Genomic DNA, 22,878 nt, shown 5'->3' with positions numbered 1-22,878 from the left:
CTCCGGGGTCGAGCGGCGGCTGGGTACATTCGACGGCGTCCTGGCCGTCAGCAGTCCCGCGGGCGGTCCCACCATGGTGACCATGGAGATTCCGTGCGTGTTGTCCTAGCCGAAGACCTGTTCCTGCTGCGGGACGGGCTGGTGCGGCTGTTGGAGGCCTACGACTTCGAGATCGTCGCGGCGGTGGAGAGCGGGCCCGAACTCACCAAGGCGCTGGCCGAGTCGGCGCCCGACGTCGCCGTGGTCGACGTACGGCTGCCGCCCACGCACACCGACGAGGGGCTGCAGTGCGCGTTGCGGGCGCGACGGGAGCGGCCGGGGCTGCCGGTGCTCGTGCTGTCGCAGCACGTGGAGCAGTTGTACGCGCGGGAGTTGCTCGCCGACGGGACCGGAGGGGTGGGCTATCTGCTGAAGGACCGGGTGTTCGACGCCGAGCAGTTCGTGGATGCCGTGCGGAGGGTGGCAGGGGGTGGGACGGTGATGGATCCGCAGGTCATCCAGCAGTTGCTGGCGCGGCGGGCCGCCGACGACCGGCCGCTGGGGCGGTTGACGCCGCGGGAGGTCGAGGTGCTGGAACTGATGGCGCAGGGGCGGTCGAACGCGGCGATCGCGGGGCAACTCGTCGTCACGGAACGGGCGATCGGGAAGCACACGTCCAATATTTTCGCCAAACTGGGACTGGAAGTCTCGGACGATGACAATCGACGCGTGCTGGCGGTATTGGCCTATTTGGACCAGGGACGCTGAGCACTACCTGTGAGTCGATCACAACTGCTGGTGTTTAAAGGGCAGTTGGGAGGGGACTTACCCAAGAATCTCTCATCAGTTTCTGAGACGGCTGAACACTCCTGGGACTCCCTGCGTATCAAAGGGCGCCGCTTCACTCCTGTCGGGCGCCTCGCTGCCCCGCAAGGAAGTTCAGAGGAGTTCCATGGGACGCAATGATCGTAAACGCCGTACGCCGCTGGCCACCAAGGCCATTGCCGCATCGGCTGCCCTAGCGCTCGGTGGGGGCGGGCTGCTCTGGGCACAGATGAACGCTTCGGCGCACGAGTCCAACTCATCGGGGCAGAACCAGACCAAGGCCGCCAACGCCGCGGCGCAGGTCGCGACGATCGCCTGCCCGGACGTCGGCCAGCAGCTGACGAACGTGCCTCAGAAAGCTCGTCAGGGGGTCGCCACCGAGCTGGCGAACCTCGACAAGCAGATCACCGAGGCCTACGCCCGGCTCGCCTCGACGCGTCAGGCCCAGACGAATGACGCGAGCTTCGTGCAGAACGCGATCGTCGGCCCCCTCAAGGAGAAGCGGGCCGCGACGATCGACCGCATTCGCATCGACATCCAGCGAGTGGGCGGCACCGTCAACGCCACCGCGCTGGCGCAGCTCGCCGCCTGCACGACGCAGAACGCCACCAACACGACCACCGCGGGGGGTCAGAACAACAACGGTGGCCAGAACAACAACGGCGGCCAGAACAACAACGGCGGTCAGAACAACGGTGGCCAGAACAACGGCAACACCGCCGCGCCGAGTGCGAGCGCCAGTGCCTCCGCGCCCGCCGCCAACAATGGTGGTCAGGCCGGCAACGGCCCGACGGCCGCGGACTTCGTGGACATCACGAAGGTCGCGAACAACGTCCAGGCGAAGCCGCAGAAAAGCGGCCAGGCTTCGACCGGTTCGTTCACCACCAGGTGCGGCGTCAACGCCAACAAGAACCACAACACCGACAACGTCATCGTGGCGCCCGGCGTGACCAACGGCGCGCACCACGAGCACGACTACGTCGGCAACCAGAAGGTCAACGCGTTCTCCACGAACGACTCGCTGCTGGCCGCCCCCTCCAGCTGCCAGAACCAGAGTGACCTCTCGGCGTACTACTGGCCGGTCGTGCGTGTGCAGGACGGCTCGCAGGAGTTCGACGCGAACGCGGACGGCGGTGGCAAGGAAGGCAACGTCGGCAAGATCCTGACCCCGCAGTCGGCGCAGATCAAGTACGTCGGTTCGCCGGCCAGCAAGGTCGTCGCGATGCCGCAGTTCCTGCGCATCATCACCGGTGACGCCAAGACCCTCACCAACGGTCTGGCGAACGCCAACGCGCACTGGAGCTGCACCGGCTTCGAGAACAAGGTCCAGCTGACGGAGCAGTACCCGATCTGCCCGCAGGGCAGCAACGTGGTCCGCACCTTCGCGTTCCAGAGCTGCTGGGACGGCGTGAACATCGACAGCGCCAACCACCGTACGCACGTGGCCTTCGCGGACCCGGCGAGCGGTGTCTGCGGGAACGGCTTCAAGGCCATCCCGCAGCTGACGATGCGCCTGGTCTACAAGATCACGCCCCCCACCCTCCAGGCGGACGGCACCGTGAAGAACGCCTACGCGGTGGACGGATTCCCGGAGCAGCTGCACAAGGCGTCGACCGACCACGACGACTTCATCAGCGTCACCAAGAACAACCTGGCGGCGAAGATCGCCAACTGCGTGAACTCCGGCCAGAAGTGCCAGTGAGCGCGAGTAGCGACCGGTAGGACCCGGTAGCACGAAAGCGGGCGGTGGGATTCTCCCACCGCCCGCTTTCGTTTGTCCGTACGGGAGTTCAGCTGGTGTGCTTCGAGTGGTCGGTGCCGATCTCCTCGTCGCCGCCGAGCGTCAGTTGGAGCTTCTTGACGATCGTGTCGGTGCCCACGGCGACCCACTTGCGGCCGACGAGGTAGAAACCGCCGTAGTCCTTCGCGTCGTTGATCCACTCGCGCTGGCCGCGGTCGGTGGCGAAGGTCGCGAGGACGAACTTGCCGTAGCTCATCTTGCAGATGGCCTGGCGGAGTTCGTCGGCGTCGGTCTGGATGTCGGGCGTGCACTTCACCTTGGCGGCCAGGCTCTCCAGGCTGCCGGTGGCCTCCGTCGGCACGGTCGCGGCCTTGGTGTCGGCGCCGCAGCCCACCAGCGCCAGCGCCGCCGCGGCGCCGGCCATCGCGAGCATCGGTCGGGTCAGCCTCATCTGTCGTTCCTCCGGTCGTCCGGTCAACAAAAGCATGCCGCGGCGAACCCCGGCGAGGGGCCGTCCCATCCGATACGTCCCGGAGGGGCCCCGCGCTCAAATCCATGGTCATCGGCTGGACGCGTGTGCGAAGGTGACGCCCATGGACCGAGATGTGGATCAGGGCTGGGAAGAGCGTGTGACCGCCGCCTGGGCGACCTTCGACGACTATCCCGAGGAGAGGGCGGCCGAGTTCCGTGCCCTGATCGACGCGCTCGTCGCCGAGCTGCCGGACGGCAGTCCGCTACGGCCGTTCGAACAGGCCTGCGCCTGGGACTCCACCGGACATTCCGACAAGGCCGCTCCGCTGTACCGGGAGGCGCTCGCGCGCGGGCTGGACGGCTACAAGGGGCGCCGGGCGAAGATCCAACTCTCCAGCTCCCTGCGGAACATCGGGCAGGCGGAGGAGGGCGTCAAGCTGCTCACCCCCGAACTCGACGGCCCCTCGGACGAGTTGGACGACGCGGTCCGCGCGTGCCTCGCCCTGTGCCTGTCCAGCCTGGGCCGCGACCGCGAGGGCCTGTCCCTCGCGCTGGGCGCCCTCGCGCCCCATCTCCCGCGCTACCAGCGGTCGATGGCGAACTACGCGCGGGCCCTGGTGGAGCCCGAGGCCTGAGTCGCCCGGGCGGCGGTGACCAACTCACCATTCGCTCGTTTTGCTGAACGTGCAGTCACAGGATGTCGCCAAGCGCCCCGCAGCTTCACCCACCGACCCGGTCGTCGATGTCGAACAGGCCGAGGCCGCGCTCGTCGAGCACTATCCACGGCTCGTCCGGCTCGCCTATCTGGTGCTCCCCCCGAGCCTCGGCCGCAACCGGCGCGTCCTGACCGCGCACGCCCTCACCCAGCGCGCCCTGCCCAGACGCCGCGCGTCCGCGTCCGTGATCCCGGCCCAGTCGACCGGCCGCGACGGCGACCCCGGCTACGCCTTCGTCCGCCTCCAGGTCGTCCGTACGGCACTGGAGGCGGGCCTCCCGCTGTCGTTCCGCGCGTGGCCCAAGCGGTCCCAGCTCCCGCCGCTGCTCCCCCAGGTGCGGGGTCTACGGCTCTTCCCGCGCTCGGGCGGCGCCGACGAACTCGCCCTGGACCAGCGGCTGTCGGCGCTGTCCGGCCCGGCCCGCGCGGTGTACGTGCTGCGCGGCCTGGAGAAGCTGCCCGACGGCGACGTACGCAGGGTGCTCGCGGCGGCCGGAGTCGACGACGTGGACGCGGCGCTGAGCGAGGCGGACGAGACGCCCGCGCAGTACGAACTCCTCAACTCCCCTGAGTTCGACCCCTGTTCGCTGCACGCGCGGCCCACCGACCTGATGCGCCGCCGCCAGCACGGCAAGGCCGCGCTCGCCGCCGCGGCGGCCGTCGCCGTGTGCGGCGCGCTGCTCGCCATGCCCGGCGGCGGCTGGGGCCCGGACGGCGCCGCCGCACCCGCGTACGCGCAGAACCCGGCGTCCCAAGCCGCCCTGGATCCAGGCAAGTTGATCAGGATCGCGCCCACCGCGTGGCAGTCCTCCGCACGCGAGGACTTCTCCGTCTGGCCCGCCCGCGGCGACCTCACCGAGGACACCGCGCTGCTGCGCCGCGCCCTCGCCGTCTGGGCCCGCCCCGGCGAGTCCGTCCAGGTCTCGGCCACCCCCGGCACCCCCTCCGGCGGCCCGGCGGGCCCGCCCCAGCTCCTCTACGCCGGCACCGTCGACAACGCGCGCGTGGTGATCCTCTACGACGGTCTGCGCATCGCCCGTTACGCCGAACCGAAGGACGGCACCAAGGGGGCGGCGCTGGACTTCGCGCGGGTCGACGGCGCGACCGGGTCCGAGGCGGACGCGGTGGTCCTGGACCGCGCCGACGGCAACGTCCGCTATCTGACGGCGCCTTGGGTGAAGAAGGCGGCCGAGCGCGACCTGCAGAAGCCGAACGCCGGCGCGCTGCCCATGACCGTCACCGACGGGATCACCTCGCCGCTGGCCAGCCCCGCGCAGGCGACCGGCGCGTGCACGTCGTGGAACGTGCTCCAGCTGACCGACGACACCGGCACCACCCGCCTGATGAGCGACCTCGGCGAACTGGTCCCGGCGCACCTCACCGCCGGCCGCCCCGGCTCGGTCCACGAGGTGTCCGGCGCGGCGGCCCAGCACGCCTGGGCACCCTTCGCCTGCTCCCTCGGCGCGATGCGCTCGCTCGGCGTACGGACCGTGAACGCCTGGCAGTTCGCCCAGCAGCCGCTGCCCGACGCGAGCGGCGCGGCGGACTGGGTGTGCACCCGGGCCGAGACCTGGCAGGGCGGCGGCGAGCGGGTGCTGGCCCAGTTCCGTACACCGGGCGGGACGTACGGCGCGGTCGCCGCGAAGGCGCAGGGGGTGCCGGCGTGCGGGGCGCGTGACCCTCATGTGCTGGCCGGGGTGCTGTGGAAGTCGGCGGCGGGGCACTGGTTCCTGCTGGCGGCGGGAAGTAAGGGCACGGAGGCGGTGAGTGCGACGGGTGGGGTCAATGGCTCGGCTCGGGGTGCACTGCTCGCTGTGAAGACCAAGCAGGGGGTTCAGGCCGAGTTGAAGGGGACTCTGGACGACGGCACGACGATCGCTGGCCTGCGCTAAGCGCTCCGCGGGGGCAGGTGCGTCGTCGTCTGCGGGTCCGTTGTGGCTGGGCGCGCAGTTCCCCGCGCCCCTAGGGTGCTGACCTCAGCCGGCACTCGATCGCCAGCTCGCTGACATTCGCGTCAACAAGTCTCCGCACAAGGCTTCCCCGCGGACTTACCCGTCAGTACATTGACGCCATGTCTAACACGCCGCTCAAGGCCCGAAAGGTGTCCTTCTCCTGGGAGGGCACCCCGCTGCACTGGGTGCCCGGCGATCCGTTCACCACGCACACGATCAACGTGCTGCATCTGCTGCTGCCCGCCGGTGAGCGGTGGTTCGTGCACGTCTACAAGCAGGTGCTGCCCCTGATCCGGGACGAACAACTCCGCGCGGACGTCATCGGGTTCATCGGCCAGGAGGCGATGCACTCCCAGGCGCATGACGAAGTCCTCCCGCACCTCAAGGAGTTGGGGCTCGACCCGACGCCGTACACCGCGCAGGTCGACTGGTTCTTCGAGAAGCTGCTCGGCGACCGCACGCTGCCGCCGGGCAAGGCCCGGAGGTGGTGGCTGCTGGAGCGGGTCGCGATCATCGCGGCGATCGAGCACTACACCGCGTTCCTCGGCAACTGGGTGCTGAACGCCGAGGAGTTGGACCGGCGCGGCGCCGATCCGACCATGCTGGACCTGCTGCGCTGGCACGGCGCCGAGGAGGTCGAGCACCGGTCCGTCGCCTTCGACCTCTTCACCCACGTCGACGGTAGCTACCGGCGACGCGCCCGGACCTGGGCGACCGCGTTCGCCGCCCTGGTGTTCCTGTGGCAGCGCGGGTCCCGCTTCTTCATGGCGAACGACCCGACCCTCGTGGACGCCCACGCGAGCTTCAAGGATTTCTACGTCGCCGGGAAGCGCGGCACCCTGCCCGCCACCGGGGACATGCTCAGGTCCATACCCCGCTACCTGAGCCGCGCCTACCACCCCTCGCAGGAGGGCAGCACCGAGCAGGCCGTCGCCTACCTCGCGTCCTCGCCCGCCGCGGTGGCCGCCGAGAAGAGGGCGGAGTAGTGCCGAAGCCCCTCACCGTCGCCGTCCTGGCCGGCGCCGCGCTCCTGACCCGCCGTGCGCTACGGCGCCGGGTGCGGGCCTCGCCCCTGTGGCCGCTGCCCGCACTGGACCCGCCGATCTCCGGCCGGCCGCGCACACGGGCGCTGAGGCTGACGGTCGCCGCGCGGGAGACGGTGGCCGAGGGTGTCGTACAACTGCGCCTGGAGGGAAGGGACTTGCCGCGCTGGGAGCCCGGGGCACACATCGACCTGGTGCTGCCCTCGGGGCTGGTGCGGCAGTACTCGCTGTGCGGGGACCCGGCGGACACCTCGTCCTACACGGTCGCGACCCGGCTGGTCGAGGACGGGCGGGGCGGGTCGCGCGAGGTGCACGAACAGGTGCGGGTGGGCGCGGAGTTGGAGGTGCGGGGGCCGCGCAATCGCTTCCCGCTCGTCGAGGCGCCCGGGTACGTCTTCGTCGTCGGCGGGATCGGGATCACCCCGGTGCTGCCGATGCTGCGGGCGCTGCCGGAAGGCACCGACTGGCGTCTCCTGTATGCCGGTCGGTCACGGGAGTCGATGCCGTTCCTCGACGAGTTGGCGGCGTTCGCAGCGGACCGGGTCACCGTGGTGAGCGGGCGGCGGCCCGAACTCGACGCGCTGCTGTCGGAGTTGCCCGAGGGTGCCGCCGTCTACTGCTGCGGGCCCGAGGGGTTGATGGCGACCGTGGAGGAACGGTTTCCGGATGTGCGCCTCGAACGCTTCGCGCCCCAGGCACCGTTGGGCGGGAACGCCGCCTTCGAGGTCGAACTCCGGCGCAGCGGGCGGACGTTGACCGTGCCCGCCGACTCCACCGTGCTCGCGGCCGTCCGCGCGGAGCTGCCGAGCACCCTCTACTCCTGCGAACAGGGATTCTGCGGGACCTGCCAACAACGGGTGCTGGAAGGGGAAGTGGAGCATCGGGACGAGTTGCTGACCGACGCCGAGCGGGCCGACTCGATGTTGATCTGCGTGTCACGGGCCCGAAGTGAGCGTCTGGTGCTGGATTTGTGATGAGGTGATGTGAACAACCCTGTCGGTCCGGTCCGTTCGGGGCCGGAACGGATCGGTAAGGTGTTCGCATGACTACCGGGGTTCGCCGCAGGATGGGAGTCGAGGAACGGCGACAGCAGTTGATCGGCGTCGCTCTCGACCTGTTCAGCCATCGCTCGCCCGACGAGGTCTCCATCGACGAGATAGCCGCGGCCGCGGGCATTTCCCGGCCGCTGGTCTACCACTACTTTCCCGGCAAACTCAGCCTGTACGAGGCCGCGTTGCAGCGCGCCTCGGACGATCTCGCCGGGCGGTTCGTGGTCGCCCGGGAGGGCTCGCTGGGGGGACGGCTGCTGCGGGTGATGGGCCGGTTCTTCGACTTCGTCGACGACCACGGGCCCGGTTTCGCGGCCCTGATGCGCGGCGGTCCGGCGGTCGGCTCGTCCACCACCAACGCGCTGGTCGACGGGGTGCGGCAGGCCGCCTATCTCCAGATCCTGTCCCACATGAAGGTCGAACAGCCGCCCGCCCGGCTGGAGTTGATGATCCGCTCCTGGATCTCGCTGGTCGAGTCGACGGCCCTGATCTGGCTGGACGGCCGTCGCATCCCGCGCGCCGATCTGGAACGCCAACTCGTGCACGACTTCGGGGCGTTGGCGGCGGTGAGCGCGGCGTACGACGACGAACTGGCCGCGCTGCTGCGCGAGTCCCTCCGCAACGAGCCGGGCGACGGGCCGTTCACCGACCTCGTCGTCCGACTCGCCGCGCTGGCGTCCTAGCAGCCGTACAACAAGCCCTAGGACCTGTCCGGCGGAGCATGCCGCAGACGCGGGGCCTGGCACGCACACCGGCACTGATCAGATACCGTCGGTCTCCTGCGACCTGATCCGCCGGACAAGCCCTAGCGCTCGAACTTCCGGTAGGAAGCGTCCAGTTCGCGCACCTCGGCCGAGGCGTGCAGGACGGAGCCGTCCTCGTCGATGTACTCGCGGAGGAGGTCCAGGACCTTCTCGGTCAGCTTCGCCTTGGTCTCCTCGGTGCGGCCGGCGAGCAGGCCGAGGGTGACGTGGACGACGGTGTGTCCCAGCTCGTCGAGACCCTCGTACCCGAAGGCCGTGTACTCGCTCGGGCGGAACTGGGTCTTGCAGGCCTCCGGCTTCGCGGCCGCGATCTCGACGACCGCCTCGTGCAGCGCACGGGCGAAACCGTCCTGGTCGAAGGAGATCGTGTGGGAGTGGTCGACGGTGATCTGCGGCATCAGGCGCTCCTGTTTCTCAGCCAACAACGGGCTCACCCTAGCTCCCCACGGGCTCACCCCAGCCGTAGCGCCAGCATCGCGATGTCGTCGTCCCGGTCGACACCGAAGCAGTCGAGCAGGGTGTCGCACAGGGCGTCCAGACCCGGCAGCGCGCCGGAGGCGGCCGCGCGGAGGTGTTCCATCGACACGGAGATGTCCGTGCCCCGGGTCTCGATGAGGCCGTCGGTGATCATGAGGAGCCGGTCGGTGGGTTCGAGGAACAGTTCCGTGGGCGGCGGATGGGACAGGCCCACGCCGAGCAGCGGGCCGGCCGCCTTGGCATAGTCCGCGCTGCCGTTGTCCCGGACGATCAGCGGCGGGATGTGGCCCGCGTTGGCGATGAGGGTGCGCCCGGTGTCCGGGTCGACGAGGGCCAGGCAGACGGTGACCGTGGTCTCCGGGTGGTAGTGCTGGAGCATCCGGTCCAGCCGCTCGGCGAGGACGCTCGGGTCGCTCTCGTCGACGCAGTACGCGCGCAGGGCGTGCCGTATCTCCACCATGACGGTGGCCGCCTCCAGCGAGTGCCCGACGACGTCGCCGACGGCGAACAGCACTCCCCCGGTGACCTTGAGGACGGCGTAGAAGTCGCCGCCGATCTCGGTGTCCTGGGACGCGGGCACATACCGTACGACCGCGTCGACGCCCGGGATCTCGGGCAGCCTGTCCGGCGTGGGCAGGAAACTGCGCTGGAGCGTGAGGGCGACATGCCGCTCGACCTGGTACATGAGGAGCGGTTCGGCGGCGAGCGCGGTGGCCTGGGCGAGCTGGGCCAGCAGGGCGCCGGCCTCGGGGCCCACCCGGCGCAGGCCGCGGGTGGGGGCGGCGAGGCAGACCGGGGCCCGGCCCTCCTGGGTGAGGACCAGCGCGAGGCGGGCGTCGTGTTCCACGCCGGGCCGGAAGAACCCGGTGGGCCACAGCGGCGCGGGCACGGTGGTGATCTGCACCCCGGACTGCCCCTGGGAGAGCCGCCGCAGCAGCCGGGCCACGGTCCGGTCGGCGTCCTCGCCCGGCAGCGCCACCGCGGTGCGCTCCCGGGGCAGGCCGCGGTACAGCTGGTCGTCCCGGTCGAGGACGAACACGGCGGCGGGGGTGCCGGTGAGCCGCGCGGTGCCGTCGGCGGCGACGTCGACGAGTTCCTGGAGGGAGCGCGCCGCCTGGATGGTGACGATCATCTCCGACAGCAGCGTCAGCCGCCGTACGAGCGCCTGGTCGTCCGCGCGCAGCCGGGCGGCGCGGACCGCGGACCGGACCGCCGCCTCGATCTCCTCGGGCTCCGCGGGCACCGTCAGAAAGGCCTCGTCGCCCGCGTCGAGCGCCTGGCAGCGGTCGCTCGGGGGCGCGGCGAGGGCCGAGACGTGCACGACCGGCAGGCCCGCCATGCGCGGCCGCTCCTTGAGCAGCCGGCACAGTTCGAACCCGCTCATGTCCGGCAGGTTCACGTCGATCAGGGCTACGTCGGGCAGGTTCCCCTTGCGCAGCCGCACATCGAGTTCGTCGAGCGCCTCGGCACCGCTGCCGACCGCGAGGACCCGATGCCCCGCGCGGCTCAGCACACTTTCGACCGCGAACCGGCTCGCCGGCTCATCGTCCACGACCAGTACGGTCGCGTGCGTCAGTTTGCCGTTGACGTCCATTTCTCAGACCTGGCCCTTTGACACACCGGTGGGGCAGGCCGGTGTCCACAGCCTGCCCCACTACGGTAATGCGCTTTCAGGGTGTCCGGGTGAATACCGCCACAGTGCGCCCCGGAACGGCGAAGGTGCCCGAACCCTTCGCGTACGTGGCCGACTTCACGGTGGTGTCGGCACCCGCCGCCTGCACCGGGTGCAGCCGGTAACCGGTACCGGCCAACTCCCCGACCCGCTGGTCCTGTTCGCTCGGCGTCGCGTTGAACACCACGACGAGATCACCGAGTTCCATGGTGATCACCCCGGGTGTCTCGTCCTTCCCGGACAGCGGGAAGGCCAGCTTCGCCTGCACCTGTCCGGCCGAGCCGAGCGAGAACACGGGCTCGGTCGTACGGATCTTCAGCAGACCCTGGTACGCGGCCGAGGCCCCGTCGATCTGCCCGCAGCCCACCTTCACCGACGTCAACAGGCCTTTCGCGTACGGCCACTTGGACGCGTTGTCGGCCGCCATCGGCAGGCCCCGCCCGAAGCCGTTGCCGTCAGCGCAGTTCCAGTGGATCGCGTTGAACCAGTCACCGCTGTCGAACGAGTTGCGGTCCAGGGACTTGGAGCGCAGCAGGTCGGTACCGGCCTGGGACAGGGACGGCCCCTGCGAGAGGGTCGCCGTGGCCATCGCGAGGACCTGCATCCGGGCCCGGTCGGTGGCGCTCGTCGTGGCGGGCAGCTTGTACGTCAGCGCGTCGAACAGCGACTCGTTGTCGTGCGCGTCGACATAGGCGAGGGCGTCGCCGGGCGCGTCCGCGTATCCGGCGGCCGTGCCGTTGTAGTCGACCTCGGCGCCGGTGACCTCCTTGCCGTCCGTGTCGGTGAAACGGTACTTGGCGAGGTTGCCGCTCAAGCCGACCTTGATGAGGTCCTGGTAGTGCAGGAGGCGGGCCTTCTGCTCGGCCGAAGTGCCGTTTGCCGTAGAGGAGTTGGGGTCGGTGTAGAGCCCGGAGGCGAAGCCCTGCACCCCCGGGTCGTCGTCGAAGGGGCTGCCGCCGCGTACGGCGTCACGGGCCCGGTCGGAGAAGGTCGCGATGCCCGTGCCGGCCATGTTCTTCTGCGTGGCCTGCACGAAACGGGCGTCGTCGGCGACCTCGCCGAAGTTCCAGCCCTCGCCGTACATGATGATCTTCTTGCCGTCGACGCCGTCCTTGGCGAGGGTGAGCGCGTCCAACGCCTTGCGCACGGCGAGGATGTTGGCCTTCGGCTGGTGCCCCATGAGGTCGAAGCGGAAGCCGTCGACCTTGTACTCCTTGGCCCAGGTGACCACCGAGTCGACGACGAGCTTGCCCATCATGGCGTTCTCGGTGGCCGTGTTGGCACAGCAGGTGGAGTTCGCCACGCTGCCGTCGGCCAACAGCCGCTGGTAGTAACCCGGCACGATCTTGTCCAGCACCGAGGTGTCCGCCTGCCCGCTGGCCGCCGTGTGGTTGTAGACCACGTCCATGACGACCCGGAGCCCGTCCTCGTTCAGCGACTTGACCATCTCGCGGAACTCGACGGTACGACCGGTGCCGTCCGGGTCGGTCGCGTACGAACCCTCGGGAACCGTGAAGTGGTACGGGTCGTAGCCCCAGTTGTAGGCGTCCTTCGCGGCGACGGCCGCCACGCACGCCTGCTGCTGCTCCGAGTCGGCGGCGTAGGAGGCGAGATCGCAGTCGGTGGCCGCCTGCTCGGACTTCTTCTCGGGGATGGTGGCGATGTCGAAGGCGGGCAGCAGATGCACGTACGACGTCCCGGACTCGGCCAGCTCCCGCAGATGCTTCGAGCCGTCGCTGTTCTTGTCCGTGAAGGCGAGGTAGGTCCCCTGGTCCTTCGCGGGAACCGTCTTGTCCGCGACGGAGAAGTCGCGGATGTGCAGCTCCTGGATCTCCGCGTCCTTCAGCGCCACCGCCTTCGGCTTCTTCAGGGTCGACCAGCCGCTCGGGGCAAGGGACTTGTCGGCGAGGTCGACGACGAGGCTGCGCTTCGAGTCGGTGGTGAGGGCGACCGAGTAGGGGTCGGTGACCTCGTTGGTGACGACCTTCTGGACGGTCGGTGCCCACACCTTCACGACGTACCGGTACGGCTTGTTCTTCCAGGAGGCGGGACCGGTGACGGACCAGACGCCGGTGCCGGCGTCACGGCTCATCTTCTTCAGCGAGCCGTCGAGTTCGAGCTGGACGGACTGCGCGGTCGGCGCCCAAACGGCCAGCGTGGGACGGCCGTTGTGGAAGGCCGGGCCGAGGTCGGCCTTGGTCGCGGCGCCGTACAGGTCGTCGAGCACTCCGGCGATCTGCACGCCAGTGGCCGCCAACACCGCACCGTTCACGGCCCGTTGGGAGGCGACGAGTTGACCTCGCAATGCCTCTCGTACGCGGCCCCGATCACGCGGATCGACGGACCAGGCCGAATAGTCCTTCAGGTAGGGGAACTTGGCCTTCTGGGCGTCGGTGAGCGTGGTCTTGGACAGCCGGAGCCACCGCTCGTCGTCGCTCGTGAGCGTGCCGTCCTTCACGGCGATCGAACCGTCGTGGGAGTACACGAGTTGGGTGGAGGCGGCCGCGTCCGAGCCGTTCCAGGCGATCGTGTCCCGGTCGATCCAGACCGCCTTGGAGGTGGTCAGGTCGAGGGCGGCCGCGCTCCCGGCGGGCTGCGGCAGGAGGTACTTCTCCTGGCCGTTCAAGAGCCAGACCTCGTTGCCGTTGGTCTTGAGGTCCAGCGACTGGTCGGCCGAGAGGTCCTTCTCGTCACCCTTGTGGATGATGTAACTGAGGCTGGTGGCACCGGAGTTCAGCGGTACCTCGAAGACAGCGCCATACGCGTCGGTCTTCACCGGCTGCAGCGGGCTCGACCAGTCCGTGGGGCTCGCGGCACCCGTCCAGACGTGCAGACCCCAGCCGGTGTAGTCGCCGTCGGCGCGGTGGTAGTGGATGACGGCCTTGGTGGTGTCCTGCGCCGGGTAGTCGGGCCGCTGTGTCTGTACGGCCTCCTTGCCCTGCTCGATCCACACCTCGCCGGTCCGCGTGACGTCGATCGAACGGTCCGCGGAGACGTCCTTGCTGCCGTCCTTGTCGATCACCAGGAAGCTGACGTTCGTCGCGCCGGGCTTCAACTTGACGTACGCGAAGGCACCGTAGGCGTCCCGGCCGACGAAGGGGTGACTGGCCGGCCAGGTCGTCGCCTCGCCGTCGGCGAGGTCGCCCCAGGCGTAGAGGCCCCAGTTGTCGTAGTCGCCGTCGGTGCGCTTGTAGTGGACGATCGCGTAGTCGCGCGAGGAGGCGGTGGGGATCTCTTCGGCGGGCGGGGTGCCGGTGGTGGAGACGGCCGTCGCGCTCGCCGTGCGGCCGGTCGAGTCGACGACAACTGCCTTGTAGCGGAGGGCGGTTCCGGCCGGCACGTCCTTCCCGATGGCCTGCGTGACCTTGTACGGGGCGTGGTCGGCGGAGCCCAGCGTCTGCCACTTGCCGTTGCCGGTCTGGGCGGCGAAGACGACCCGGTCGAGCTGACCGCCGGTGACGTCGGCGCTCAACTCGACGGTGCCGGTGGCTCCGGCGTCCGGGGCCTTGAGGGTGACCGTGGGGTTGCTCACCGGGCGGGCGAGAGCGCCGGCCGCCTTGAGGACGATCGCGGCACCGGCCGGGACGGTGACGGTGACCTTGTTGTCGGCGCCGCTCGTCGCGGTGGCCGAAGTGCCGTAGATCCCCCGGTACTTCATGTCCGGCGAACCGGTCGCGAAGGTCACCGTCTTCGCCGTGTCGGCGTTGTTGAGGGCGACGACGTACTCGGCCTTCTTAGCGGTGCGGGTGAAGGCGTAGACACCGGCGCCGTCGGCAGCGTAGCGCTCGGTCTGTACGCCGTCGGTGAGGGCGGGGTTGTCCGTGCGCAGCTTGGAAAGTGCCGCAATCTGCTTGTAGAACGGGGCAGTTGAGTCGTACGAGTCACTCGCGGCCGTACGGTCGGTGCCGATCTCGTCGTCATCGAGATAGTCGGCGACCTTCGACGCGAACATCGTCTGGCGGGCGTCCTTGTCGCCGCCGGAGCCGGTGAAGCCCTGTTCGTCGCCGTAGTAGACGACGGGGTTGCCGCGGCTGAGGAACATCAGCTCGTTGGCAAGCTTGTCCTTGGCGAGGAGCTGGGCATCGGTGGCCTTCGGGTTGTCCTGGCCGAGGAAGTAGCCGATGCGGCCCATGTCGTGGTTGCCGAGGAAGGTGACCTGCTCGTACGCGTTCGCCTTGTCGGTCGTGTACTTGTAGTCGTCACCGAAGACACTCGCGAGCTTCTGCGCGCTGCCGCCCTGGGAGGCGTAGGCGCGGGCCGCGTCCTGGAAGGGGAAGTCGAGCGTGGCGTCCAGGCGGCCCTGGGTGACGTACGGCGAAGTGACCGACGTGTCGGCGGAGTAGACCTCGCCGAACATGAAGAAGTTCCTACGGCCGTGCCGCGCCGCGTAGGTGTCGAGCGCGGTGGCCCACTGGGTCCAGAAGTCCATGTCGACGTGCTTGACGGTGTCGATACGGAAGCCGTCGACGTCGAAGTCGCGGACCCACTTCTCGTAGATCTTCTCCATGCCGCTGACGACCTCGGGGCGTTCCGTCCACAGGTCGTCGAGGCCGGAGAAGTCGCCGTAGGTGGCGTTCTCGCCGACGTAGGTCGAGTCACCCCGGTTGTGGTACATCGTCGGGTCGTTGAGCCAGGACGGGACCTTGGCGTCCGTCTTGCCGCCGGGGACGGTCGGGGTCTTCGGGAAGGAGGAGGTGGAGACGGCGGGGAATGCCTTCGTGCCGTCCGCGTAGTCGGCGTCGTCGAAGGGCTGCCCGTCCTTGGTCAGGTACGGGAACGCGCCCTTGGAGAGGTAGTCGTAGGACTTGCCCTCGTAGTCGACGACGTCGGCGGTGTGGTTGGTGATGACGTCGAAGAAGACCTTCATGCCCTTGGCGTGCGCCTTGGAGATGAGGGTCGCCAGGTCCTTGTTGGTGCCGAAGTGCGGGTCGACCTGGGTGAAGTCCGTTATCCAGTAACCGTGGTAGCCGGCGGAGGCGTCGTTCCCCGTGCCCTGTACCGGCTGGTTCTTGAAGATCGGGGCCATCCAGATGGCGGTGGTGCCGAGGCCCTTGATGTAGTCGAGCTTCTTTGTCAGGCCCTTGAGGTCGCCGCCCTGGTAGAAGCCCTTGTCGGTGGGGTCGTAGCCGGTGCTGAGACGTGAACCGGTCAGCCAGCCTTGGTCGTTGGAGGTGTCGCCGTTGGCGAACCGGTCGGGCATCACGAAGTAGAACTGCTCGCGGGTGTCGTCGTGCCGGGCGGGTGTGGCGGCCAGCTTGGCGTCCGACGGGGGTGCGGGCGGGGCTGCGGCGTGGGCGGCGAGGGGTTGGACGAACGCCGCGAGGAGTGCGGCGACGATGACGCCCGTGGCCCTTCTCCGTCGCTCGGTGCGGCGCGTGCGGGGCGCCGGCCATCTCGGTATCACAGGCGTGAACTCCTTGCGATTACGGCTCAGTTCGGGTCCGACCCCGGCGAGACCGTATCGCCGACGCAAGGGTTGCAGCAAGAGTCGTGAAAGGTGGAGAAAGAACTTTCAGCTACTCACTCGTCGGCGCTTGAGTCACGCACCCGGCGAACAATGGGGTGGGCCGACATCACGAGGCGCCGCGGGGTGACGCCCGGCGCCGTCGGCAACCCGGCGGAGTCGTACGACAACCACCCGGTCAGGCCGTTCCCGCGAGCCGTAGGGCACAAGCGGGGCGCGGCGGCCGTAGCCGAGTGGTCCCTCTGGTACGACACCGAGCGGCCGGGGTACGCGGCGCGCGTACGGACGTATCCCGGAAGTCGTCGCCCGGCTGGAGTCGGCGTTGGCCGGTCCGGAGGACCTGACCACGACGAGGTTCGCCCGTGAACTGGGCGTCGCCCGCAACGCCATCGCGGATCTGCTGGAACAGTCCGGCCACCACGGGACGGCCGAGCAGCGGCGCAAGCACATCACAGTCGGCGGCACGGACAACTACACGAGGGCCGCGATCGACCGTCTTCTGTCACTGCCGCGCGACCGCTGACTCCGGAACCAGGTTTTTCCAGGATCTCCCGCGATCTCCGCGAACAAATCCGCGATGCCGCGCATCGAACCTTGTGTACGGCACCAGAACGACGGTGCGGGCCGCGGACCACGGCCCGTGAAGCAGGAGTGGGGACCATGACCGTGAACGAAGTCCAGAACACCACCGACCAGGCCGGCACCGCCAAGCACCGGCGCCGCTCGGACCGCAAGGTCGGGCGCACGGTGATCGGCCTGGGCGCCGTCGTCGGCCTGGGGCTCGCAGCCTGGGCGGGGACCGCGAACGCCGCGACCTCCAGCGGTACGGCCACGGCGAAGGCTACGCCGACCTGCTCCGCCGCCGCGCTGAAGGCGACCTACGGCCAGCAGCTCGCCGGTGGCATGAACCACGAGGGTGTCGTTATCCGGCTGCGCAACCTCAGCGGCAGGACCTGTGCGCTGCGCGGCTACCCCGGCCTGGGCCTGGAGAACTCCGCCCACAAGAAGCTCACTTCCCACACCACCTGGGGCAACACCTGGTACGCGCACGACCCCGGGAAGAAGACCCTCACTCTCAAGGACGGCGAGAGCGCCGAGGCCGTCGTCGCCTGGACCCACGCCAACACCGGCACGTCGGGCGCGGTGCACGCCGCCTACCTGGAGATCACCCCGCCCGCCTCCACCCGGCACAAGACCCTGGCCCTCCCCCAGTGGGTCGACCACGGCGACCTCTCGGTCACCGCGCTGGCGAAGCACATCACCGTCAGCTCCTGACCCCCACGGGCCGAACGGCGGCGACGTCCACCCTCACGCCGCCGCCGTCCAACACCGGGATCAGCAGCTCGACTTGCCCGAGTAGATCGCCAGCGCCGTGTTCGAACCCAGGGTCGCCGTGAACTGGCCGCTGGAGTTGACGGTCACCGACGTGTTGTTCTGGACGTTGCAGTACGTGCCCGCGGCCATCGACGTCTGGTACGTCTGGGTCACCGACGACGACTCGTGGTTGATGGCGACATAGCCCTTGCTGCCGCGGCCGAAGGCGATCGCGTCGTTGCCGTCGTCCCACCAGTTGGTGAGGGACTGGCCGCTCGTGGCGTTGCGGAAGGCGACCATGGACTTGATCTCCGGCCAGGCGTGCTGGCACTTCCAGCCGTCCTGCCAACAGGCCGTCACCGAACCGCCGTTGGGCGGGCCGGCGTCCGCGTCCGACCATTCGTAGCCGGAGTTGATGTCCGGGGCGCCGTAGGGGTAGGCGAGCATGAAGACGTTGGCCAGGGTGTAGTTGGCGCCGTCCTTGTAGTTCAACGTGCTGCCGTTGCGCTCCGTGTCGTGGTTGTCGACGAAGACCGCCGCCACCGAACTGCTCATGTAGCCCCAGCCCTCGCCGTAGTTCTTCAGGTAGGCGAGGTTCTCGTTGTTGAAGACCCGCTTGAGATCGTAGGCGTAGCGGAACTCCTGGACGTCGCCGTTGCCGGTGTACTCGGTGGGCTGGACGGCCTCGCCGGCACCGTAGATGACTTCCTGCTTCCAGTACGCGGAGGGGTTCGTCAGGCGGGACTTGATGTTCGCGAGGTCGGTCGCCGGGATGTGCTTGGCCGCGTCGATGCGGAAGCCGTCGGCGCCGTAGCCGAGGAGGGTGTTCATGTAGCCGGCGATCGTGGCGCGGACGTACTCCTCGCCGGTGTCCAGGTCGGCCAGGCCGACGAGTTCGCAGTTCTGGACGTTGGCGCGGTTGGTGTAGTCGCTGACGGTCGACGTGCAGTCGTCCATGTCGTACGAGGAGTACAGGCCAGGGTAGTTGTACTTCGTGTACGACGAACCGCCCGTGCCGGTGCCGCTGCCCGCCGACATGTGGTTGATGACCGTGTCGACGACGACCTTCACACCCGCCGCGTGACACGTGTTGATCATGTTCTGGAAGGCCGTGGCATCGCCGAGCCGGCCCGCGATCTTGTAGCTCACCGGCTGGTACGACGTCCACCACTGCGAGCCCTGTATGTGCTCGGCGGGCGGGGAGACCTGGACGTAGCCGTAACCGGCCGGGCCGAGGGTGTTGGTGCACTCCTTGGCGACCGAGGCGAAGTTCCACTCGAAGAGGACGGCGGTGACGTCCTTGGTGCCGGGCGGGGAGGCGTGTGCGGTACCGGGCACCAGGAAGGCCGTCGCGGCGGCGAGGGCGCAAGCTCCTGCAAGTGATCTGCTGTTGGCCATGTGGGGTCCCTTCTCCGTTGAAGGTTCTTGACAGTTCTTGCTGAAACACCGTGGAAACCTTGCAGTCGCCCAGATGTTAGAGGCCCGCCGCCCAAAAGGGCAGCGGGCCGTGTGAAGTTGATGCAAGAACTTCCTGTGGCGGAGGGGGAGTTGAGGGGTGGTTACGGTGTGGTTGTCCACCATGTCGTCGTATCGGCGGGCAGCTTCGCCTCGCCGTCCGCCTCCGTCACCTCACCGCTCGCGAGCAGGAGACGACCGTACGCCGACGTCGTCACCGACTCCCCGCTCGTGTTCGCGACACACACGAACTCCCCGCGCCGGAAGGCGAGTACGCCCTCGGGCGCCCGCAGCCACTCCACCGAGTCGCCCGCGCCGAGGTCCGGCTGGGTGCGACGCGCGGCGAGCGCGGCCCGGTACAGCTCCAGCGTCGAACCGGGCGTCCCGGTCTGCGCCTCGATGCTCAACTCGCCCCAGCCGTCCGGCTGCGGCAGCCAACTGCCCCCACTTCCGAAGCCGTACGACGACCCGTCACGCGTCCACGGGATCGGCACCCGGCATCCGTCCCGGAAGCCGTCCTGGCCCGCGCCCCTGAAGTACGCGGGATCCTGGCGGACTTCGTCCGGGAGGTCGACGACGTCGGGCAGGCCGAGCTCCTCGCCCTGGTAGATGTACGCCGATCCGGGCAGCGCCAGCATCAGCAGGGTCGCGGCACGCGCTCGGCGCAGGCCCAGCTCCCTGTCCCCCGCCAGCCGGATCTGGGTGCCGAGGCCGGGCGGGTTGGCGAAGCGGGTGGCATGCCGGGTGACGTCGTGGTTGGAGAGGACCCAGGTGGCGGGGGCGCCGACCGGGCGCATGGCCTCCAGCGTGCGGTCGATGACCGTACGGAGCTCCTCGGCATCCCAATCCGTCGACAGGTACTGGAAGTTGAAGGCCTGGTGGAGTTCGTCCGGGCGGACGTAGTTGGCCGTGCGCTCGACGGTCGGGGTCCATGCCTCGGCTACGAAAATGCGCTCGCCCGCGTACTCGTCGAGGACCGTGCGCCACTGTCGGTACACGTCGTGCACGCCGTCCTGGTCGAAGAACGGCATGACATCGTTGCCCAGGAGCTTGAGCTGTTCGTGGGAGCCGAGGTCGGGCAGGCCCTCCGCCTTGACGAGGCCGTGGGCCACGTCGATGCGGAAGCCGTCGACCCCGATGTCCAGCCAGAAGCGGAGGATCGAGCGGAACTCGTCCCCCACCGCCGGGTGTTCCCAGTTGAAGTCTGGCTGCTCGGGGGCGAAGAGGTGCAGGTACCACTCCCCCGCCGAACCGTCCGGCTCGGTGACCCGCGTCCACGCCGGGCCGCCGAAGATGGATTCCCAGTCGTTGGGCGGGAGTTCGCCGTTCTCCCCCTTGCCGTTGCGGAAGTGGTACCGCTCCCGCAACGGTGAACCGGGGCCCTCCCTCAACGCCCGCTTGAACCACTCGTGTTGGTCCGAGGAGTGGTTCGGGACGAGGTCGACGATGATGCGCAGGCCGAGTCCGTGGGCGTCGCGGATCAGCGCGTCGGCATCGAGCAGGTTCCCGAACATGGGGTCCACGGCACGGTAGTCGGCGACGTCGTAGCCTGCGTCTGCCTGCGGAGAGGCGTAGAACGGGCTGAGCCAGACGGCATCGATCCCGAGGTCACGCAGATACGGAAGTCGGGCGCGAACGCCCTCCAGGTCACCCATGCCGTCGCCGTTGCTGTCGGCGAAACTGCGAGGGTAGACCTGGTAGATCACCGCGTCCCGCCACCAGTCGCGGCGCTTGGCTTGAGCGGAGTTCGGTGCCGGGGCGATGACGGAGTGCTGGTGAGTCATGGCGTCCTTGGTGCGTAACTGTGGTTTGGTCATGGGGAGTTGGTGACGAGGCGGCCGTGAAGTCAGCGGGGTCGGATGGACGTCACGGCCGCCTCGAGTTTTTTGTGCGGCTGAGTGGGGGCTGGGCGCGCAGTTCCCCGCGCCCCTTTGGGGCGCCCCCGTCACCGGCGTTTTCAGCCCTTCGTGCCGCCCGCGGTAAGCCCGGTGACCAAGTTCTTCTGCACGAGATAGAAGAACGCGGCAACCGGTATCGCGATCAACACAGCCGTCGCAGCCATCAGGTTGCGCTGCGCATCGTGCTCACTCACGAACGTCTGCAACCCCACCGCGAACGTGTACTTCGTGTCGGACAGCATGAACGTCGAGGCGAACGCGACTTCGCCGAAAGCCGTGAGGAAGCTGTAGAACGCGGCGACCGCCAGGCCCGGCTTGGCGAGCGGCAGGATCAGTCGCAGGAACGTGCCGAAGGGGTTCAGCCCGTCGACGCGTCCGGCCTCGTCGATCTCGAACGGGATCGTGTCGAAGTAGCCCTTGAGCAGCCAGGCGCAGTAGGGCACGGCGGTCGAGCAGTAGACGAGGATGAGACCAAGGTAGCTGTCGATGAGCTGCAGGTCGGCCAGAATCTGGTACATCGGCACGATGAGTACCGCTATCGGGAACATCTGGGTGACCAGCAGCACCCACATGAACTTCCGGTAGCCGGGGAAGCGCATGCGCGACACCGCGTAGCCGGTGCTCGCGGCGATGGTCACGCCGATGACCGTGGTGCCGAGCGAGACGATCAGCGAGCTCTTCAACCAGTCGAAGAATCCCGTGTGCTGGAGGACGAACGAGTAGTTGTCGAACGTCATCTTCTTCCAGATGCCGCCCGGGTGGAGGTAGTCGTCCGAGTCCGGGCCGAGGGAGAGGAAGACCAGCCAGGCGATCGGGAAGAGGGCGATCAGGCTCGCGACGATCAGGACGCCGTGCGAGCCGAGGGCGCCGGCGCGGCTCAACTCGCCCCGGCGGCGGGTCCGTTGCGGTGTGGTCGTGGTGCTCATGGGGACTCCTGCCTCAGATCGCGAGCTGTTGGTCATTGCGGTTCAGCCAGCGGCGGTAGAAGGAGGTGAAGACGATCAGGATGGCCAGCAGCAGGATGCCGTAGGCGGCCGACTGGGCGAATTCGCGCGGCTGTTGGCCGAAGCCGAGGAAGTACGACCAGGTGACCAGGATCTGGGCGTCGGGTGCGGTGTTGCCGAACAGCAGGAAGATCACGGCGAATTGGTTGAAGGTCCAGATCACGCCGAGGAGGACGACGGTGGAACTGACCGACCTGAGGCCCGGGAGAGTGACGTAGCGGAAGCGCTGCCAGGGGCTCGCGCCGTCCATCTCGGCGGCCTCGTAGAGCGAGGTGTCGATGGACTGGAGGCCGCCGAGCAGCGAGACCATCATGAAGGGCACCCCGCACCAGGTGTTGACCATGATGGCGGCGAACCGCTGCCAGAACGTGCTCTCCAGCCAGTCCGGCTGGGGCAGATGCAGGCTGTGCAGCGCGGAGTTGATGATGCCGCCGTCGGCGAGCATGAAGCGCCAGCCGAAGACCGTGACGAAGGTGGGGACGGCCCACGGCAGGATCAGGATGAGGCGGTACAGGGTCCTGGCGCGCAGCTTCTGGTTGAGCAACAGAGCCAGCGCGAGGCCGACCGTGTAGTGGAGGGCGACGCAGAGCGCGGTCCAGACGATCGTCCAGATGAAGTGCGACCAGAAGCGGTCGTACGACGTCGGGCCGAACAGGATGTCCTTGTAGTTGTCGAGCCCGATGAACTTGTAGGTGGCGTCGATGTGGTTGACGCCGATCGTGCGCGCGGTGTTGAGGCTGTTGGCGTCCGTGAGCGTCAAGTAGAGGCCGTACACCAGGGGGTAGAGCACGAGGACGCCGAGCACGACGACCACGGGGATGATCATCGCGTACGCGTACCAGTGCTTCTGGTAGCCGTGCCTGAGGCGTTGGCCGGGTCCGGGTCGGGGGGCGCGGTCACCGTGGCGCTTGCCGGTCGCGCGGTCGATGGCGACTGTCATGATTCGTTCGACACCTTCTGGAAGACCTTCTGGAAGTTCAAGCGGGCACGGCAAGTTCGAGGGCTACGGCGGCGCAGGCCGATGGCCGTCGGATCCGTCCCCCCAGTACCTGTTC

The 22,878-nt window shown here is 68.7% G+C and carries 17 protein-coding genes; 9 read left to right on the top strand and 8 right to left on the bottom strand.

Going from position 1 to position 22,878, the window contains the following annotated elements; genetic code table 11:
- Positions 1-93 precede the first annotated feature (93 nt).
- Together AC31A1_RS07005 and AC31A1_RS07000 are read left to right on the top strand one after the other, a co-directional pair.
- On the top strand, positions 94-747 hold the full coding sequence (locus AC31A1_RS07005; protein WP_318015915.1) for a response regulator: 654 nt from the start codon (positions 94-96) through the stop codon (positions 745-747).
- A gap of 184 nt (positions 748-931) precedes the next feature.
- Complete coding sequence (locus tag AC31A1_RS07000) at positions 932-2,506, top strand: DUF1996 domain-containing protein (RefSeq protein WP_489652376.1); 1,575 nt, start codon at positions 932-934, stop codon at positions 2,504-2,506.
- A gap of 88 nt (positions 2,507-2,594) precedes the next feature.
- Here AC31A1_RS07000 and AC31A1_RS06995 read toward each other — a convergent pair whose 3' ends face one another.
- Positions 2,595-2,996, bottom strand: a complete 402-nt coding sequence (locus AC31A1_RS06995; RefSeq protein WP_489652375.1) for a hypothetical protein — start codon at positions 2,994-2,996, stop codon at positions 2,595-2,597.
- Between the two features lie 142 nt (positions 2,997-3,138).
- On the opposite strand from AC31A1_RS06995, the gene AC31A1_RS06990 reads away from it, so the two are divergent.
- The 5 genes from AC31A1_RS06990 (at position 3,139) to AC31A1_RS06970 (ending at position 8,458) form a co-directional block, all read left to right on the top strand.
- On the top strand, positions 3,139-3,651 hold the full coding sequence (locus tag AC31A1_RS06990) for a tetratricopeptide repeat protein (protein ID WP_489652374.1): 513 nt from the start codon (positions 3,139-3,141) through the stop codon (positions 3,649-3,651).
- A 49-nt stretch (positions 3,652-3,700) separates the two neighbouring features.
- Complete coding sequence (locus AC31A1_RS06985; protein WP_489652373.1) at positions 3,701-5,623, top strand: hypothetical protein; 1,923 nt, start codon at positions 3,701-3,703, stop codon at positions 5,621-5,623.
- A 179-nt stretch (positions 5,624-5,802) separates the two neighbouring features.
- Positions 5,803-6,669 carry a metal-dependent hydrolase gene (locus tag AC31A1_RS06980; protein WP_489652372.1) on the top strand — a complete coding sequence of 289 codons (867 nt, stop codon included), beginning with the start codon at positions 5,803-5,805 and terminating at the stop codon, positions 6,667-6,669.
- Entirely contained in the window at positions 6,669-7,700 is a 1,032-nt protein-coding gene (locus tag AC31A1_RS06975) for a PDR/VanB family oxidoreductase (RefSeq protein WP_489652371.1), read from the top strand. The genes AC31A1_RS06980 and AC31A1_RS06975 overlap by 1 nt, the downstream gene beginning before the upstream one ends.
- A 68-nt stretch (positions 7,701-7,768) precedes the next feature.
- On the top strand, positions 7,769-8,458 hold the full coding sequence (locus AC31A1_RS06970) for a TetR/AcrR family transcriptional regulator (RefSeq protein ID WP_489652370.1): 690 nt from the start codon (positions 7,769-7,771) through the stop codon (positions 8,456-8,458).
- A gap of 122 nt (positions 8,459-8,580) precedes the next feature.
- Here AC31A1_RS06970 and AC31A1_RS06965 read toward each other — a convergent pair whose 3' ends face one another.
- The 3 genes from AC31A1_RS06965 to pulA all read right to left on the bottom strand — a co-directional run bounded on the left by AC31A1_RS06965 (position 8,581) and on the right by pulA (position 16,092).
- Positions 8,581-8,937 carry a 5-carboxymethyl-2-hydroxymuconate Delta-isomerase gene (locus AC31A1_RS06965; RefSeq protein ID WP_393756766.1) on the bottom strand — a complete coding sequence of 119 codons (357 nt, stop codon included), beginning with the start codon at positions 8,935-8,937 and terminating at the stop codon, positions 8,581-8,583.
- 53 nt (positions 8,938-8,990) lie between these two features.
- Positions 8,991-10,610, bottom strand: a complete 1,620-nt coding sequence (locus AC31A1_RS06960; protein WP_489652369.1) for a SpoIIE family protein phosphatase — start codon at positions 10,608-10,610, stop codon at positions 8,991-8,993.
- A gap of 76 nt (positions 10,611-10,686) precedes the next feature.
- Positions 10,687-16,092 (bottom strand): pullulanase-type alpha-1,6-glucosidase, encoded by a 5,406-nt coding sequence (gene pulA / locus AC31A1_RS06955; RefSeq protein ID WP_489652368.1) that lies wholly within the window; start codon positions 16,090-16,092, stop codon positions 10,687-10,689.
- Between the two features lie 382 nt (positions 16,093-16,474).
- On the opposite strand from pulA, the gene AC31A1_RS06950 reads away from it, so the two are divergent.
- Together AC31A1_RS06950 and AC31A1_RS06945 are read left to right on the top strand one after the other, a co-directional pair.
- Entirely contained in the window at positions 16,475-16,675 is a 201-nt protein-coding gene (locus AC31A1_RS06950) for a hypothetical protein (protein WP_489652367.1), read from the top strand.
- A gap of 137 nt (positions 16,676-16,812) precedes the next feature.
- A complete protein-coding gene (locus AC31A1_RS06945) occupies positions 16,813-17,427 on the top strand; it encodes a DUF4232 domain-containing protein (protein ID WP_489652366.1) in 615 nt (204 codons plus the stop codon).
- 60 nt (positions 17,428-17,487) lie between these two features.
- Here the strand turns inward: AC31A1_RS06945 and AC31A1_RS06940 are convergent, their stop codons facing one another.
- From AC31A1_RS06940 to AC31A1_RS06925, 4 genes are all read right to left on the bottom strand, one after another.
- Complete coding sequence (locus AC31A1_RS06940; RefSeq protein ID WP_489652365.1) at positions 17,488-18,864, bottom strand: alpha-amylase; 1,377 nt, start codon at positions 18,862-18,864, stop codon at positions 17,488-17,490.
- A gap of 161 nt (positions 18,865-19,025) precedes the next feature.
- Positions 19,026-20,705, bottom strand: coding sequence for a glycoside hydrolase family 13 protein (locus AC31A1_RS06935; RefSeq protein WP_489652378.1), 1,680 nt, complete (start codon positions 20,703-20,705; stop codon positions 19,026-19,028).
- 173 nt (positions 20,706-20,878) lie between these two features.
- The gene (locus tag AC31A1_RS06930) at positions 20,879-21,745 is read right to left on the bottom strand and encodes a sugar ABC transporter permease (protein ID WP_489652364.1); all 867 of its coding nucleotides are present in this window, start codon (positions 21,743-21,745) and stop codon (positions 20,879-20,881) included.
- 13 nt (positions 21,746-21,758) lie between these two features.
- A complete protein-coding gene (locus AC31A1_RS06925) occupies positions 21,759-22,763 on the bottom strand; it encodes a carbohydrate ABC transporter permease (RefSeq protein ID WP_489652363.1) in 1,005 nt (334 codons plus the stop codon).
- Positions 22,764-22,878 lie beyond the last annotated feature (115 nt).

The organism is Streptomyces sp. P5F9, from assembly GCF_057961495.1.
Note: the sequence above shows the minus strand (reverse complement) of the source record. Positions and strands in the feature narration are given on the sequence as shown.

Coding starts and splice junctions, on each gene's coding strand:
- AC31A1_RS07000 (WP_489652376.1), top strand. CDS start 932: ATGGGACGCAATGATCGTAAACGCCGTACGCCGCTGGCCACCAAGGCC.
- AC31A1_RS06995 (WP_489652375.1), bottom strand. CDS start 2,996: ATGAGGCTGACCCGACCGATGCTCGCGATGGCCGGCGCCGCGGCGGCG.
- AC31A1_RS06990 (WP_489652374.1), top strand. CDS start 3,139: ATGGACCGAGATGTGGATCAGGGCTGGGAAGAGCGTGTGACCGCCGCC.
- AC31A1_RS06980 (WP_489652372.1), top strand. CDS start 5,803: ATGTCTAACACGCCGCTCAAGGCCCGAAAGGTGTCCTTCTCCTGGGAG.
- AC31A1_RS06970 (WP_489652370.1), top strand. CDS start 7,769: ATGACTACCGGGGTTCGCCGCAGGATGGGAGTCGAGGAACGGCGACAG.
- AC31A1_RS06965 (WP_393756766.1), bottom strand. CDS start 8,937: ATGCCGCAGATCACCGTCGACCACTCCCACACGATCTCCTTCGACCAG.
- AC31A1_RS06960 (WP_489652369.1), bottom strand. CDS start 10,610: ATGGACGTCAACGGCAAACTGACGCACGCGACCGTACTGGTCGTGGAC.
- AC31A1_RS06945 (WP_489652366.1), top strand. CDS start 16,813: ATGACCGTGAACGAAGTCCAGAACACCACCGACCAGGCCGGCACCGCC.
- AC31A1_RS06940 (WP_489652365.1), bottom strand. CDS start 18,864: ATGGCCAACAGCAGATCACTTGCAGGAGCTTGCGCCCTCGCCGCCGCG.
- AC31A1_RS06935 (WP_489652378.1), bottom strand. CDS start 20,705: ATGACTCACCAGCACTCCGTCATCGCCCCGGCACCGAACTCCGCTCAA.
- AC31A1_RS06930 (WP_489652364.1), bottom strand. CDS start 21,745: ATGAGCACCACGACCACACCGCAACGGACCCGCCGCCGGGGCGAGTTG.
- AC31A1_RS06925 (WP_489652363.1), bottom strand. CDS start 22,763: ATGACAGTCGCCATCGACCGCGCGACCGGCAAGCGCCACGGTGACCGC.